Source organism: Streptomyces sp. NBC_01546, from assembly GCF_045208355.1.
In the GTDB taxonomy this organism is placed as follows: Bacteria; Actinomycetota; Actinomycetes; order Streptomycetales; family Streptomycetaceae; genus Streptomyces.
The window spans coordinates 6,911,662-6,927,732 of record NZ_CP109379.1 but is presented as its reverse complement, the minus strand read 5'-3'; the positions used below and the strand labels follow the sequence as shown (position 1 = coordinate 6,927,732).

General features: G+C 71.2%; 12 protein-coding genes. 10 read left to right on the top strand and 2 right to left on the bottom strand.

What is annotated here, in order from left to right; genetic code table 11:
- The first annotated feature begins 113 nt into the window (after positions 1-113).
- The 6 genes from OHA89_RS31790 to OHA89_RS31765 all read left to right on the top strand — a co-directional run bounded on the left by OHA89_RS31790 (position 114) and on the right by OHA89_RS31765 (position 5,316).
- The gene (locus OHA89_RS31790) at positions 114-923 is read left to right on the top strand and encodes a helix-turn-helix transcriptional regulator (RefSeq protein WP_251065032.1); all 810 of its coding nucleotides are present in this window, start codon (positions 114-116) and stop codon (positions 921-923) included.
- Between the two features lie 20 nt (positions 924-943).
- The gene (locus OHA89_RS31785; RefSeq protein WP_266611137.1) at positions 944-1,696 is read left to right on the top strand and encodes a thioesterase II family protein; all 753 of its coding nucleotides are present in this window, start codon (positions 944-946) and stop codon (positions 1,694-1,696) included.
- Positions 1,697-1,745: 49 nt separating this feature from the next.
- A complete protein-coding gene (locus tag OHA89_RS31780) occupies positions 1,746-2,198 on the top strand; it encodes a helix-turn-helix domain-containing protein (RefSeq protein WP_215146610.1) in 453 nt (150 codons plus the stop codon).
- Positions 2,199-2,348: 150 nt separating this feature from the next.
- Positions 2,349-2,912 carry an ImmA/IrrE family metallo-endopeptidase gene (locus tag OHA89_RS31775; protein WP_266946817.1) on the top strand — a complete coding sequence of 188 codons (564 nt, stop codon included), beginning with the start codon at positions 2,349-2,351 and terminating at the stop codon, positions 2,910-2,912.
- Entirely contained in the window at positions 2,909-4,102 is a 1,194-nt protein-coding gene (locus OHA89_RS31770) for an MAB_1171c family putative transporter (protein WP_266611133.1), read from the top strand. Before OHA89_RS31775 ends, OHA89_RS31770 begins: the two co-directional genes overlap by 4 nt.
- Positions 4,099-5,316 (top strand): cytochrome P450, encoded by a 1,218-nt coding sequence (locus tag OHA89_RS31765; RefSeq protein ID WP_406367686.1) that lies wholly within the window; start codon positions 4,099-4,101, stop codon positions 5,314-5,316. The genes OHA89_RS31770 and OHA89_RS31765 overlap by 4 nt, the downstream gene beginning before the upstream one ends.
- Here the strand turns inward: OHA89_RS31765 and OHA89_RS31760 are convergent.
- Positions 5,313-5,723 carry a Fur family transcriptional regulator gene (locus tag OHA89_RS31760; protein ID WP_215146614.1) on the bottom strand — a complete coding sequence of 137 codons (411 nt, stop codon included), beginning with the start codon at positions 5,721-5,723 and terminating at the stop codon, positions 5,313-5,315. The two genes, OHA89_RS31765 and OHA89_RS31760, sit on opposite strands and share 4 nt — an antisense overlap.
- A 377-nt stretch (positions 5,724-6,100) precedes the next feature.
- Here OHA89_RS31760 and katG point away from each other — a divergent pair, with 377 nt between their 5' ends.
- From katG to OHA89_RS31740, 4 genes are all read left to right on the top strand, one after another.
- Positions 6,101-8,317 (top strand): catalase/peroxidase HPI, encoded by a 2,217-nt coding sequence (gene katG / locus OHA89_RS31755; protein WP_257557571.1) that lies wholly within the window; start codon positions 6,101-6,103, stop codon positions 8,315-8,317.
- Between the two features lie 253 nt (positions 8,318-8,570).
- Positions 8,571-8,681, top strand: coding sequence for a class III lanthipeptide (locus tag OHA89_RS31750; RefSeq protein ID WP_257557570.1), 111 nt, complete (start codon positions 8,571-8,573; stop codon positions 8,679-8,681).
- A 109-nt stretch (positions 8,682-8,790) separates the two neighbouring features.
- On the top strand, positions 8,791-11,493 hold the full coding sequence (gene lanKC / locus OHA89_RS31745) for a class III lanthionine synthetase LanKC (protein ID WP_266611127.1): 2,703 nt from the start codon (positions 8,791-8,793) through the stop codon (positions 11,491-11,493).
- On the top strand, positions 11,490-13,010 hold the full coding sequence (locus tag OHA89_RS31740; RefSeq protein WP_266611125.1) for an ABC transporter ATP-binding protein: 1,521 nt from the start codon (positions 11,490-11,492) through the stop codon (positions 13,008-13,010). Before lanKC ends, OHA89_RS31740 begins: the two co-directional genes overlap by 4 nt.
- 15 nt (positions 13,011-13,025) lie before the next feature.
- Here OHA89_RS31740 and OHA89_RS31735 read toward each other — a convergent pair whose 3' ends face one another.
- Positions 13,026-15,971, bottom strand: a complete 2,946-nt coding sequence (locus tag OHA89_RS31735; RefSeq protein ID WP_406367683.1) for an AAA family ATPase — start codon at positions 15,969-15,971, stop codon at positions 13,026-13,028.
- Positions 15,972-16,071: the final 100 nt, after the last annotated feature.

Below are 16,071 nucleotides of genomic sequence, written 5' to 3'. Positions count from 1 at the left end.
CGAGGCCGGTTGATCACTGTAGTGTCGTCAACAGTCATCAACTCATGTGGATGCGCAAGGTATGGGGGCGCGCGGGACACCGCGTGCATGGCTTTGACATCAGGAGAAATGCGTTGGTTACCCTCCGACTGACCGTCGAGGACCTGTCGCGAATACGTTTCATCGGCACTCTGGGGGCGGAGTTCGAATCCCGTCTCGCGGAGCTGAGATACGCGGAGCCGCTACAGGACGAGTTCAGCGAGTGGCGTCGGAAGGTGAAGCGAAGACTGCGCCGGATCTCCACGATCGCCGCCTCGGCCCCGCCGCCCGCGCCCCGCGCCGCGACGGGCCCCTCCCCGGTCGGGGGGTACTTCCACGCCACGGCCATCGAACCGTTCTGGGGGCGCATACGCAGCCATCTGGAGACGGAGCGCGAGCTGTTCGGCCGGACGGCCCTCTCCGGCGGGGTGGAGAGCGCACTCAACCGGCTGCACCCGACCATCGACTGGGACGCGCCCTACTTACGGGTGGACAACGGACAGAACGCACGGGAGATACGACTCACCGGCGACGGGATCGTCCTCGCCCCCTCGCTGTTCGCCAGCCGCCCGCTCGTCCTGGACCCGGAGAGCGGACGGCAGGGGCTGACCACCCTCGTATACAACGTGCCGCTCGACACCGAGTCCGCCTCCTCCCTGTGGCAGGCCGAGGAGGACGGCGCCGCCGCCCTGCGCGAGCTGCTCGGGCACACCCGGGCGAGCGTCCTCGAAAGCGTCCGCGTACCCAGCTCCACCGGCGACATCTCCCGCCGCCTGCACATCTCGAAGCCGTCCGCGAGCAAGCACGTGAGCGTGCTCCGGCGGTCCGGGCTGGTGGCGACGGAGCGCAAGAGCAATCTCGTCGTACACCGCCTCACCCACCTCGGCGAAGCCGTTCTCGGCTAGCCAGATTGGCCGGAACCACCATGAGCAAGAAGTCCCCCTGGCTGGTGGCCTACGGGCCCGACCCGGACGCGGAGACCCGCGTGGTCACCTTCCCCCACGCGGGCGGCAGCGCGAGCTACTTCCGCACCTGGGCAGAGCACCTGGGCCCCGGCTTCGCGTTGCAGTCCGTCCAGTACCCGGGCCGGGAGAACCGGCTGGCCGAGCCGCTGGTCCCCTCGATGGAGCAGCTGGCCCAGGGTGTGGCGGAGGCCCTGGCCGACGGGCCGGCCGACGGTCGCGACACGGTGTTCTTCGGCCACAGCATGGGAGCCGCGGTCGCCTACGAGACACTGCGGCTGCTGGAATCCTGGGGCTCCTCGCCCGTCACGCGCTTGTGCGTGTCGGGCCGGGAGCTGCGGGCCTCCCCCCAGCCAGCCGCCCCGGTTGTCCGCGACGACGAGCAGCTCATGGCCTCCATGACGGCACTCGGCGGCACCCGCTCGGCGGTCCTGGACGATCCGGACCTGCGGGACATGGTGCTGGGCATCGTCCGCAACGACTACCTCCTGATCGACACGTACCGCCGCGAACCGGAGGCCGCACCCCTGCGGGTCGAGGTCGTCGCCCTGACCGGGGACCGTGATCCCCAGGTGGACCTCGCCCGGATCGACGAGTGGGCCTCGGTCACCACCGGCGCGTACGCGCGGCACGTGTTCCCGGGAGGCCACTTCTATCTGGCCGACCACGTACCGCGATTGCTGCCGATCGTGACGGGCGGACGGACGGAGGGCTGACACATCAGTGCGCAGGTAAAATGCGCCTTCGAAGATGGAGGCACGGCGCATGACCAACCCCGAGAACAAGCCGACCGGCAGCCTGGCCGACAAGCTGAACCACCTGTTCGGCACCACGGCCCCGGCCGGCCGGGGCCCGTACACAGGCGAGGAGGTCGCACGTGCCATCACGGCCTCCGGAGTTCCCATCTCGGGCAGCTACATCTGGTTGCTGCGCAAGGGCCAGCGCGACAATCCGACGCTGCGGCACATCGAGGGTCTGGCGAAGTTCTTCGGCGTGCCGCCCGCCTACTTCTTCGACGACGAGGTGACCGACACCGTCAACTCCGAACTGGCCCTCCTGGCGGCCATGCGGGACGCCCAGGTCCAGCGGGTCGCACTGAGAACCGCCGGGCTGTCGGAGGGGAGCCTGCGTTCGATCGGTGAACTGATCGAACGGGTCCGCGAGTTGGAGGGCCTCGCCGAGGTGCCGCCCGAACCGGGGACCGGCGCCGACGGCTGACCCGAAGTCCCCCCTTGACAGGTCCCCCACTGGCGCAAAGGCGCCTGTACGACCAGGGACAACTGTGTTGGGGTAGAACTCCTGACGATCATTCGAGGGGATCAGGATGTACAGCGGTGCAGCACTCAGCGTCGACGTGCCGTGATCGTCGTGCGCTGGCGATCAAAACTCGGCGGCCCTGCCGGCAACCCGCTGGCCGAACGGTGCCAGGAGAGGGTGCGGGACCTGCGCCTGCCGCCCGGGGAGAAACTGACCATCGGCGAACTGTGCGCCTACGTCGGCACCCTGCGCCAACGGCAGGTGCATATCGCCACCCTCGCCCTTCCGTCCGCCGGGCCGCACGGACTGTGGGTCTCGACCGACACCCGGGACTACATCTTCGCCGAGGAGCGCCTCGTACCCGTCCATCAGCAGCAGGTGATCCTCCACGAGATCGGTCATGTCGTGTGCGATCACGACACCTCGCCCGTCATGACCGGGGACGCCTCGCGGCTGCTGATGCCCTCCCTCGACCCGGCGCTCGTCCGACGTGTCATGGGCCGCGAACACGGCGACTCCGAGGCCGAGCTGGAGGCCGAGCTGGTGGGTTCGCTGATCGGCGGGCTGATCAGCACGTGGAACGTCCACCCCACCTGGACCGTGCCGCCGGAAGCCCGGGAGATCGCCGAGAGGCTGAGCTCCCTGGAGTCGCCCGTGGCACGGGACTCGGCTTGAACACCCTTCTCTATCCGCTCTGTTCGGCCGTGGCCCTCGTGGCGCTCGTCTACAAGGCCCGGGTGCTGAGGACGGACCGCTCGGTCCCCCAGGTCGCCCTGGTCGCCAACTTCCTGCTGCTCTTCGTCATCTTCACCGTGTCCACCCCGTCCGTCTGGGTACAGGTCAGCGAGTACGCCGGGATCGAGAACTTCTCCGGCCTCCTGACCCAGAGCTGCGTGGTGATCATGACCGTCTGTCAGCAGCTGGTGCTGCTGCACTTCAGCCACGGTCCGGAAGCGGCCCGCCGCAAGGCGGTCCCCCGGGTGGTGGCCCTGGGACTGGTGCTGGTCACCATGGGCGTGCTGTTCTTCGCGGCGTCGGCCCACGGCGAGGCGCCGCACGACTTCGCCGTCGCGCGGGCCCAGTTCACCCCCGCCTACCTCGTCGTCTACCTCGCCGCCTTCACGGCGAACCAGGTCCAGGTCGGCGTGATGGGCCGGCGGTACTCCAGGATCGCGCCGTCCCCGTGGCTGCGCCGCGGACTGCGCATGGTCGCCCTCACCCTGCCCTTCGCGCTCCTCTACACCGGAGCCCGGACCGCCGATGTCCTCGCGGCCCAGCTCGGCCACGACGGACGCGCCTGGGAGCCCCTCGCGCAGATCGGCGTGGCCATCGCCGTGATCGTCCAGACGGTCGGGTGGATCCTGCCGGACTGGGGCCCGCACCTCACCGCTCTGCGCGACCGGCTGGGCCACCGGATCGCCCACCGCGCGCTGAGCCCCCTGCACCGCAGTCTCACCGAGCACGTACCGGAACCCGTCCTGCCGTTCACCCGGGCCCTTGACCTGCGCACCCGGCTGTACCGCATGGTGATCGAGATCCGCGACGCCCAGTGGGCACTGCGCACGTGGATGGACGCGGACGTGGCCCAGCTGGCCCGGCAGGACGCCGAACGGGCCGGCCTGCGCGACGAGGAACTCGCGGCAGTGGTGGAGGCGGCGCAGCTCAGGAACGCCATCGACGCGAAACGCCGCGACCTCCCGCCCCAGCGGCAGCCGCAGACGCCCATGGCCGCGGCCCCCGGCGACCTCGCGGCCGAACTCGCCTTCCAGCGCAGACTGGCCCGCGCCATGTCCTCGCCCATCGCCGTCCGCTACGCCGGCCACCCGAAAGCCCCCGGCACCACACCACGCAAGGAACCCGCATGACCCTGAACACCGCCCCGACGGCCCTTCCCCAGCCCTTCGGACGCGATTTCCCGGCCGACCCCCACGCCATGTACGCGCGGCTGCGCGAGCAGGGCTCGGTGCACCGCGTCGCGCTGCCGGACGGCTCGCCCGTATGGCTGGTGACCCGGGAAGCCGATGTCCGCCAGGGGCTCGTCGACCCGCGGCTGTCCGTCAACAAGAGGCACTCGGGTACCGGCTTCAAGGGTTTCGCCCTGCCCCCGGCGCTCGACGCGAACCTGCTGAACATCGACGCGGACGACCACCTGCGGCTGCGCCGCCTCGTGTCCCAGGGGTTCACCCCCCGCCACGTCGAGAGCCTGCGCGGCTCCGTCCAGACGGCGGTGGACGCGCGGGTCGACCGGCTCGTGGAGCGCATGGAATCCGAGGGCCGGGCCGACGTGGTGGAGGAGTTCGCCAGGCCCCTGCCACTCACGGTGATCGGCGAGCTGCTCGCCGTGCCCGAGGCCGAACGGGGGAAGTTCTCCGGCTGGGTCGCCGGCATGCTCTCACCGGCGTCCCGGGAGGAACTCACCTCCGCGATCGGGGCCATCCACGGCTTCCTGCTCGATCTGGTGGCCGAGCGGCGCGCCCACCCCGGTGAGGACATGCTGTCGGATCTGATCGCGGCCAGGGACGACGAGGACCGGCTCACCGAGAACGAACTCGTCTCGCTCGCCTTCCTCCTCCTCATGGCAGGGAGCGAGAACGTCCAGCACCTGCTGGGCAACGGACTCCTCACGCTGCTCACGCACCCCCGGGAGCTGGCGGCCCTGCGGGCCCGTCCGGATCTGCTGCCGCAGGCCGTGGAGGAGCTCTTGCGCCACTCCCACCCCAACCACACCGCGATCCGGCGGTTCCCGACCGAGCCGGTCGAGATCGGCGGCGTCCGGATCCCCGCGGGCGACACCGTGCTCTTCTCCCTCGCCGCCGCCCACCGTGACCCGGCGCGCTACCCCGCGCCGGACCGGTTCGACCTCGACCGGGCGGACAAGGCCCACCTCTCGCTCGGCCACGGGCTGCACTACTGCCTCGGTGCGCCGCTGGCCCGCATGCAGGTCACCCTCGCCCTGGGGACGCTCCTGCGCCGCCTGCCGTCCCTGCGGCTCGCGTGCCCCGTGGAGAAGGTCCCGTGGACCACCACCTTCAGGTTCCACGCCGTCCGGGAGCTTCCGGTCGCCGTATCCCCGGGCTAGGCGCAGGCCGGGCACAGCCCCCGGTAGGTGACCTCGACCCCGGACACCGTGAAGCCGAACCGTTCCTCCGCCGGGAGCCCGGCCAGCGGGTTGCCGGTCGGGTGGACATCGCGGATAAGTCCGCAGGCGGAGCACACCAGGTGCTGGTGCGGGTGGTGCGCGTTGGGGTCGTACCGCTTCGCGCGGCCGTCGGTGGTGACCTCCACGACCTCACCGAGGGAGACCAGCTCGCCCAGGGCGTTGTAGACGGTTGCCCGGGAGATCTCGGGCAGCCGCTCTGCCGCGCGGGCGTGCACCTCGTCGGCCGTGAGGTGCACGTGCTCGCCGTCGAGGACCTCCGCGACGACACGCCGCTGGGACGTCATCCGCCAGCCACGCCCTCGCAGCCGCTCCAGCAGGTCACTCATATCGGCTCACCTATTCAGGCTCGGCGGGACCCGAAGTTTACCGGCGGACATCCGGGATCCGATGGCATATGGACTTGGTGTCCTTCTTGACTTGGATTCTGTCCATCGTAGGATCGGTTTCGTAGATAGCCAAGGGACAGGAAGACTCCAGAGCGGCAGGCGTCGGAATCGTGACCGACCGCCGCCGAGGAGCCGTGCGGTGCCGGCACGCAGGTGCCGGCCGCCCCGTCCCACTGCTCCAGACCGTCCGGGACGGTGACCACCTCGGCGTCGAGACGACCGACGAGGCCGAGACCATTGACTGGGGGCCTGAGCCCCGACAGTTCCACAGCATGCAGTTCCTGAACACCGTGATCCGTTGGTCCGGAAGGATTCCCATGTCTGAGAACCACGACGCAATCGTCACCGACCCCAAGGCCGGGGGCGGAGGCGGCTGCCCGGTTGCACACGAGCGTGCCCCGCACCCCACGCAGGGCGGCGGGAACCGCCAGTGGTGGCCCGAGCGCCTGAATCTGAAGATCCTCGCCAAGAACCCCGCCGTGGCCAACCCCCTCGGTGAGGAGTTCGACTACGCCGCCGCGTTCAACGCCCTCGACCTCCCGGCGGTGAAGCGGGACATCGCCGAGGTGCTCACCACCTCGCAGGACTGGTGGCCGGCCGACTTCGGCAACTACGGCCCGCTCATGATCCGCATGGCCTGGCACAGCGCGGGCACGTACCGCATCAGCGACGGCCGCGGCGGCGCCGGCACCGGCCAGCAGCGCTTCGCCCCCCTGAACTCCTGGCCGGACAACGGCAACCTGGACAAGGCCCGCCGTCTGCTGTGGCCGGTCAAGCAGAAGTACGGCCAGTCCATCTCCTGGGCCGACCTGATGATCCTCACCGGCAACGTCGCCCTGGAGACGATGGGCTTCAAGACCTTCGGCTTCGCCGGCGGCCGCCCCGACGTGTGGGAGCCCGACGAGGACGTGTACTGGGGCCCCGAGACCACCTGGCTCGACGACGAGCGCTACACCGGCGACCGTGAGCTGGAGAACCCGCTCGGCGCGGTCCAGATGGGCCTCATCTACGTCAACCCGGAGGGGCCCAACGGCACTCCGGACCCGATCGCCGCGGCCCGCGACATCCGCGAAACGTTCCGCCGGATGGCGATGAACGACGAGGAGACCGTCGCCCTCATCGCCGGTGGCCACACCTTCGGCAAGACCCACGGCGCGGGCCCGGCCGAGAGCGTAGGCGACGACCCCGAGGCCGCCCCGCTCGAGGCCCAGGGCCTCGGTTGGGCGAATTCGTACCGCACCGGCAAGGGCGCGGACGCGATCACCAGTGGTCTCGAGGTCACCTGGACGAGCACCCCGACCCGGTGGGGCCACGAATTCTTCAGGAACCTCTTCGAGTACGAGTACGAGCTGACGCAGAGCCCGGCCGGCGCCAACCAGTGGGTGGCGACGAACGCCGAGGCGATCATCCCCGACGCCCACGACGCGTCGAAGAAGCAGCTCCCCACGATGCTCACCACCGACCTGTCGCTGCGCCTCGACCCGGTCTACGAGCCGATCTCGCGGCGGTTCTACGAGAACCCCGACCAGTTCGCGGACGCCTTCGCCCGCGCCTGGTACAAGCTGACGCACCGTGACATGGGCCCGATCGTGCGCTACCTCGGCCCGGAGGTCCCCTCCGAGACGCTGCTGTGGCAGGACCCGCTGCCGGCGCGCGAGGGCGAGCTCATCGGCGCCGCGGAGATCGCCTCCCTCAAGGAGCAGGTCCTCGGCTCGGACCTCACCGTCGCGCAGCTGGTCTCCACGGCCTGGGCCGCCGCCTCCTCCTTCCGCGGCAGCGACAAGCGCGGCGGCGCCAACGGCGCCCGCATCCGCCTGGAGCCGCAGCGCAACTGGGAGGTCAACAACCCGGACGAGCTCGCGCACGTGCTGCGCACGCTCGAGGGCATCCAGGGGTCCTTCAACTCGGCGGGGGGCAAGCAGGTCTCGCTGGCCGACCTGATCGTGCTCGCGGGCTCCGCGGCCGTCGAGAAGGCCGCCAAGGACGGTGGCGTCGACATCGAGGTGCCGTTCACGCTGGGCCGCGTCGACGCCGCGCAGGAGCAGACGGACGTCGAATCCTTCGCCGCGATCGAGCCGGCCTCCGACGGCTTCCGCAACTACGTCGGCAAGGGCATCCGCCTGCCGGCGGAGTACCTGCTGCTCGACAAGGCGAACCTGCTGACGGTCAGCGCGCCCGAGTTGACGGTGCTCGTCGGTGGTCTGCGCGTCCTGGGCGCCAACCACGCCGGGTCGAAGCACGGCGTCTTCACGGACAGGCCGGGCACGCTGTCCAACGACTTCTTCGTCAACCTGCTCGACATGGGCACGACGTGGAAGTCGACGTCCTCGGCGCAGGACGAGTTCGAGGGCCGTGACGGCTCCGGCGCGGTCAAGTGGACCGGCACTCGTGCCGACCTCGTCTTCGGCTCGAACTCGGAGCTGCGCGCGCTCGCGGAGGTCTACGCGAGCGGCGACGCGAAGCAGAAGTTCGTGCGGGACTTCGTCGCCGCGTGGACCAAGGTGATGAACCTGGACCGGTTCGACCTCGTCTGATCCCGGCGTCCGGGGCCGGCCCGCACGGGCCGGCCCCGGACGTCTTCAGCACCCCGGAAACGTCCTCGTGGGCCGCCTCTGTGCGGCCCACCACCATTTGGGCCCGGCCCGGGCGAGCCGTATCTGGGGGTGGTGCGCGGGAATGATGGGTGGAGAGCTCCCATGTGCGGGTGGGACGGGTGGCGTTGACTCGGGCATGCCGATCGGCCGGTACGGACTCCGACTCCACTCGACCTCCGAGGAAGTGACCTCCATGAGCGTTCTCAAGCTTCAGAACCTGCAGCCCGTCGCGACGAACAACAGCGCTGCCATCGTCAGCCTGACGAGCAGCAGCAGCACCTGCTGTTCCGTCAAGCCGGTCTAACCCCGACGGCGATCCGTGCGGGGAGGCGCTGTGTCCCCGCACGGATCGCCGTTTCCGTTTCTCACCGGCCGCTGCCGGCGGCGGCCTTCGGACGATCACAGAGGCGGACATGCGCAACGAACGATGGGTCTACCGATTCCTCTTCGCCTGGAACGACACGCTGTTCTTCGACCCGCTCGACGTCGACTACGAGCCGAGGGCCGACCACTTCCTCGCCGGGCTCGACGAGCAGGTGCGGGCGCGATTCGTCCGCAGCGGCATCTGGTGGAGCCATCGGCACAACCCGGCCCTGCCGGCGCAGGGCTGGAAGATCCACGTGTCGGCGGGTCAGCGCACCGTGCGCGAGGTCGCGGCCTCGGTGATCGCACATCTGACGGCACACGAGATCGACTTCAAGATCGCTCTCGACCTCAACATCTTCGAGATGCTCAACTCCAAGGCCATGTCCCGGGGCAGCGGCGGAAAACTCGTCACCGTCTACCCGCGTGACGACGAGGAGTTCCGGACCTGCCTGGCCGACCTGGCCCGCGTCCTGGAGGGCATCGAGGGCGCCTACGTACTGTCGGACCTGCGCTACCGGGACAGCAAGGCGCTCTACTTCCGGTACGGCCAGTTCCTCGACACGCACGCCGTCGACGTGCTCGGGCGGCGGGTGCCCCACATCCTCGGACCGGACGGCCCCGTCCCCGACGACCGGCGGCCCGGGTACGCCCAACCGTGGTGGGTGCCCTGGCCGTTCGCCGACTGGAAGCCCGCCGACGAGGACGACGGCGACGGCTTGCTCGGCGGCCGCTTCCGGGTGACCGGGGCGATCCAGTTCTCCAACGCCGGCGGGGTGTACACGGCCGAGGACACGGCGGACGGCGACCGGAAGGTGGTCCTCAAGGAGGCCCGCCCGCACACCAACATCAACCCGCGCCAGGACCACGACGCCGTGGACATCCTCGCCCGGGAATGGATGTTCCTGAACCGGCTGGGCGACATCGGCTCGTACCCGACTCCGATCGCCACGTTCCGGCACTGGGAACACCACTACATAGCCGAGGAGTTCGTCGAGGGCTCCGACATCCGCTCCGTGCTGCTCGAACGCAACCCGCTCGCGCGGCCGGAGTTCGACATCGACCGGTCGCGGGAGTTCCTGCGGATCTTCATCGCCGTCTTCCGCGGACTGACGCGTGCGATCCAGGCCGCCCACGAACGCCACGTGATCCTCGGTGACTTCACCCCCGCGAACCTGCTCATCGACACCGACACCCACGAGGTGACCATCGTCGATCTGGAGGCGTGCCGGCTGGCCGAGGGCGGGAACACGATCGCCGGCGACGACGCGGCGCTGGAGAAGCCGGTCGAACTGTTCACACCGGGGTTCAGCCTCTCCCGGAGCCTCTTCAAGGCGTCCGGACCGGAGGGCGACCTGTACGGCCTGGCGAACACCATGGCCTACTTCATCTTCCCGATCGCGGCGATGTCGTACCTGCGCGAGGACGTCCTCGACACCTACCGGATCTTCACCGACGCCCTGGGCTGGCCGGAGCGGATCCACGATCTGCTCACCGACCTGGCCCAGGCCCGGATCACCCTCGCCGACGTGCTCGAGGCCCTGGAACACGAGGAAGACCTGCTCGGCCAGGTCCGGGCGGCGCCGCCGCGACCGGTCGTCGAGGAGCGGCTCGGGCTGGTGGAGGCCGAGGCCGGGGTCGCCGCGTTCGTCGAGGCCGTCGCCGACACCGACCGGGCGACGCTGTTCCCCGTGGACCCGTTCGCGCACGTCACCAACCCGCTGAGCCTCGGCTTCGGGGCCAGCGGCGTCCTGTGGTCGCTGAACGCCTCGGGCATCCCGATCCGGCCCGAATGGCGTGAATGGCTGGGCGACAAACTGTCCGGCATCGACGTGACGGAGTACCCCGACGGTCTCATGAGCGGCCTGGCCGGCATGGCCTGGGCGGCCGACTCGCTCGGGCTCCGGACCCAAGCCAGGGAGCTGCTGACCCAGGCCAACCGGCGCGCCCCGGAAACCGGTGACTACACCTTCTACTACGGTCTCGCCGGGCTGGGCATGACGAACCTGCGCTTCTTCCTGCGCGGCCACGACCCCCGCGATCTCGCCGCGGCGCAGGAGTGCGCGCGCGTACTGTGCGCCGCCGCGCAGCGCGACGGGCGGCAGGCCTACTGGCTGAACGAGTTCTCGTCCAAGGGGCCGTTGACCGGGCTGGGCTTCGGGCAGGCCGGTGTGGCGATGTTCCTGCTGCGGATGCACCAGGTCACGGGAGAGGACCGCTATCTGCGGCTCGGGCAGGACGCGCTCGCCTGGGAGATGGCCCATGCCAAACCCCTGGACGCCGATACTGCCGACAGCCCGGTCATGTTCGAGCACGAAGGGACCATGGAGCCGTACGTCGAGGTGGGCTCCGCGGGCGTGGCGCAGGTGCTGCTGCGCTACGGGGACCTGGACTCCGCACGGACCGTGCTGCGCGGGCTGGACGCCGGGCACTCGGTGCTGCCGGGGTACGCCTTCGGCATGAGCGGCGTCGCCGACGCGCTGCTGGACGCGGCCGAGTTCACCGGTGACCGCACGTACCGCGACACCGCGTTGCGGCAGCTGGACTACGTCCGGAAGGTGTTCCTGTTCGAGCCCGCCGAGCGCTTCGCGGTGCCGCGCGTGAACGGGCTGACCCCGCTGGGCGTCCCCGGTGAGGGACTGCTGCGCTGCTCGTGCGACTACATGACCGGCTCTGCGGGCGTGCTGCGGGTGCTGCACCGCGTGAACGGCGGTGGCACGGCCGACTTCCTGCTGGACGAGGCCGCGCGGTGAACCAGTTGTGGCTCACTTTGAGCGGTCACCGGGCCCGGTTCGTCGTGATCCTGGCCGCCGAGGCGACCACGGGAGGACTCGAGGCCCTGCTGCACCCGCTTCTGCTCAAGGCCCTCTTCGATCAGGCGATCCTGGCCGCGGACTTCCGCAGGTTCCTCGTCCTCGGGACCGGCTACCTGTTGCTCGGTCTGACCCTCAACCTCGCGGGTTACGCGATCTCCTCGTGGCGCAAGCGGTTCGAGAACGCGTTCACGCTGGTGCTCGAGACGGAGCTGCTGGGACGCACGCTCGGCCTGGACGGCCGGAAGGTGTCGGCGGCGGGGAACGCCTCGTACGTCAGCCGCATCCACAACGACGTCTCCGAGGGCGTCCTGCCGGCCGTGGACGTCAGTATCCGCATCGCGCGGCAGACGGTCGCCTCGGTCGTCTTCCTCGGCGTGCTGCTGTACCTGTCCTGGCAGGCCAGCCTCATCCTGCTGGTGATCGTGCCGCCGCTGGTGCTCGTGAGCAACCGGCTGGCCAGGCGGATCGAGGACAACACCGAGCCCGAACGCGAGGCGGAGGCGCGGTACATCAACAAGCTGACCCGGACCCTCGAGTCCTTCCACGCGCTGCGCGGTCTGCCGTCGCTGCTGCCCGGCACCCGTACGGCGAACCAGGACGCGCTGCGCGGGTTCCTCGGCATCAAGTTCGTCAACTACCGGCTGTCGTTGAAGCAGAAGACCCTCAGCGACCTGGTGATGAACCTGTCGGACACCGCCTCGATGATCATCGGAGCCTTCTTCGTCTTCTCCGGCAGGATGTCGTTCGGCAGTTTCCTCGCCTTCGTGAACTCGCTCTGGCGGGCTGTCACCGGGATCTTCGACCTCGTCAACATGATCCCGCAGGCCCGCCGGAGCACCGCCGTCCTCAAGCGGATCCAGGCACTGCGCGACGCCCGGGAGATCCCGTACCACGAGGAAGGATCCCTGGTCCTGGTCCGCGGGGCCAGGGTCGTCTACGGCGACGGCGCCGACGTGTCGATCGAGGACTTCGAGCTGGGCGCCGGTGAGCACGTGCTGCTCCGCGGCCCCAACGGCTGCGGGAAGAGCACGCTCCTGCACATCATCTCCGGGACGCTCGCCCCCGACGCGGGTGCGGTCACCCTGCCGCCCCGGGTGGCGAGCCTGACCACCCCGGTGAACCTGCCCCCGCTGCCGGTACGCGAACTGGTCGCCGACGAGCGGCTGCGCACGTCGATGGGCCTGGACCCGCTGGCCGACCAGCTGCCCTCGGAGCTGTCGTCCGGCCAGCGGCAGCGGGTCGGGGTCGCCGCTCTCCTGTGTGAGGAAGCGGACGTGTACCTCGCCGACGAGCCGTTCTCGAACCTCGACGAGGACGGCAGGGAACTGGTGCTCCGGGCCCTGCGGGAGCGGACCGAGGGGCGCGCCCTCCTCGTCGTGCACCACGGGGACGAGGATCTCGACGGCCGCTTCGACCGGGTGGTGACCTTGGCGGGGGCCGGCGCGCTCTCCTGATCCCCAGGACACCGCCTACACCGGCACCGTGGCACCGGCGCCGGTGACCAGGTCGCGGGCGGCGGAGGCGAAGGCCGACCGGTTGGGGTGGCCGGTCTTCTGCAGGAGGCTCGCCACGTGCTTCTCGACGGTGCGCGGCGAGATGTGCAGCAGGCCGGCGATGTCCTTGTTCCCGATCCGTTCGGCGAGCAGCCGGGCCACCTCGAACTCGCGGACGGTGATGCCGAACCGGCGCAGGCCGGGCGGCACCTGATCGGTCCCCGTGCGCCGTTGCCGGACCGGCGCGCCCATCCCGCGGAGCAGGGCCCGGCAGGCGCCCGCGACGGCCTGCAGGCCGGCGCCGTGGAAGTACTCCTCCGCCTCGCGCAACCAGTCGGCCGGGGCGCCCCAGCCGTCCGCGTACGCCGACTGCGCGACCAGCCGCAGACACAGGTGGCGCGCCATGGGGTAGAGCTCGGCCGCCTCCAGCGCCGCACGCGCGGCGGCCGTCGCCTCGCCGGAGCGGCCCTCGCGGCCCAGCAGCACGGCGTGCGCCAGCCCGACGAACTGCCGGTTCCAGCGGCTGCCGCTGACGCCGGCCTCCGCTACGTCGGCGTGGTGCCGCCGGCCCATGCGCCCGGCCAGCACGCCGAGCAGCAGGATGACTCCGTGTTTGCCGAACTCGCCGGTCGCCGGGTTCTCCGCGTCGTAGGCCAGTGCCTGCGCGAACTCCTGCTCGGCGGCGTCGTGCCTCTCCTCCAGCAGCGAACAGAACGCCCGCGCCAGCCCGTACGCCATCGACCGCACGCCCGGCGCGTCGTCGATGAGCGGAGCCAGCTCCTCCAGTGCCTCATGCATCTCGGCGCGCCGGCCCTGGTGGGCCCAGCGCACCGCGTCGGCCAGCCGCAGCAGGGACAGGGCCCTCCCCAGCCCCAGCCGCTCCGCGTCGGCCGCCCCCGCGCGGATCCGGTCCCGCGCGGCCTCGAACTCGCAGCGCCGGACCTGGTCCAGGGCGAGGACGAAGCCGGTCTCGTGCGCCAGCGGCGCCGCGCCCATGCGCAGGGCCTCCTGCCGGGCCTGCTCGACCCGGTCCGGCAGGCCGTCGTGGCGCGCGGCGATCCTGGCCAAGTACACCTCGGCGGACACCCGCAGTACGGGCAGCCGGTGCGCGTGGGCGAGGGCGCAGGCCCGTGTGAGGTGTGCCATGGCGGTCGGCTCGTCCCGTTCCCAGGTGAGCTGCCCGAGCATCAGCAGGGCCTCGCAGACCAAGGCCGGCAGGTCGGCGTGCCCGGCCGCGTCCGCCGCCCGGCGGGCGAACCCGGCGGCGGTGGACAGCCGGTCGGGTGCGAACCGGCTCAGCTCCACGTGCGCCGCGGCGAGGTCCACGCGGGCGGCGTGGGCCGGGGCCGGGCGGCTCCCGAGCAGCCAGCGGGCCACGTCCAGGTGCCGGAGGGCTTCCGCGGACCGGCCCCTCAGGGTGGCGATGTGGGCCAGTCGCGCGTGCAGCCCGGCCCGGCGCCCGGCGGGCACGTCGTGGTCGCCGCCCAGGGCTTCCAGGCCGGCGACCAGCGCGGGGACCTGGTCGAACCGGGCCGAGCAGGCGACGGCGTCCAGCAGCTGCTCCAGTACGGCGGCGTACAGTTCGGGTGCGGTGGCGGCGTCGACGAGGCGGTGGGCCCGGGTGAGCAGCGCCACCGCCCTCTCCACCGTGCCCTCGGTCATCGCCCGCCCCGCCGCCTCGCAGTACAGGCGGATGGCCTCCTGTGTGTCGCCGGTGTGTCCGTGCAGCTCCGCGGCCTGCGCGCACCAGATTCCGGGCAGCCCGGGGTGCAGGTCGGCCAGTGCGCGCGCCGCGCGCCGCGCGTACCCGGCGCGCTCGCCCGGTCCGAGGTCGCCGAGCAGAGCCTCCGCGGCCAGCTGGTGGCGGAACGCGTACCACTGCGTGCTCGACGCGTCCGGCACGATCAGGCACGAGGCGAGCCCGGCGCGCAGGATCGCGGACAGCTCCCCGTGGTCGCAGCCGGTCGCGTGCTGGAGCACCGGCAGCGGGAAGCGCGTGCCGAACAGGGCCGCCATGTTCAGGAATTCCACGCCGAGCGGGCCGATCCTCTCGGCCCGGCGTCTGACGCTGTCCGCGACGGCGGCGGGGACGGACGGCATCCGCTCGTCGCCGGGGGCCCGGCCGGTGAGGTCGTGGACGAGCTCCTTGACCAGGAAGGGGATCCCGGCGCCGAAGGTCACCGCGCGGTGGACGAGCTCGGGGCCGGCCTCGGCCGGGGCGGTTCCCAGCTCGGTCGCGACGAGGAGGTGCACGTCGGTCCGGCTGAGGGGGCGCAGGTCGAGTACCGCCGCGGCCCCGCGCTGGCGGGCCCGCGCGGCCAGTTCGGTCGCCGCGCAGGGTTCGCGCCCCGCGACGAGCAGGAGCAGGGCCGGCTGTGGCCCGATGTTGTCCAGCAGGTACTCGACGATCGCCAGCGTCCCGGCGTCGGCCTCGTGCAGGTCGTCGAGGACGAGCAGGCAGCCCCGCTGCCGTCCGACGACGGCGACCAGGCGCAGGACCGTCTCGGCGACCATGAGGGGTGACGCGGCGCCGGCGGCCGTGCCCCGGGTGCCGGTCAGCAGGTGGGTGAGGACCGGCCCGTAGCGGCCCAGCTCGTCCGGGTCCGGCAGCAGGCCGGCGCGGGACAGCAGGAGCAGCGCTTCGACCAGCGGCCGGTACGGGACGACCGGGCCCATCGTGCCGGCCCGCCCCTGGGCCGTGACCATCCCGGCCCCGGCAGCGGCGGCGACGGCTTCGGCGGCGAGCCGGGTCTTGCCGATGCCGGGCTCGCCGGTGACGAAGACCGCGCCGCCCCGCCCTGACCGGGCGGCGGCCAGGGCGGTCGCGACCTGCCCCATCTCGGCTTCCCTGCCGATGAGTTCCCCTCGTGTGCGGTGACTGCCGTCGATGCCCGTGCTGATGCGTTCGTACAGCTCTGTCATCTGCCTCTCCTGGTGCGCGGGGAAGCGGAAGTGCAGTCGCCTGGCGGAGCGAGCGGCCTCTGCGCCGTCGTCTGCGCCGGCGCCGGGGTTGACGATACGA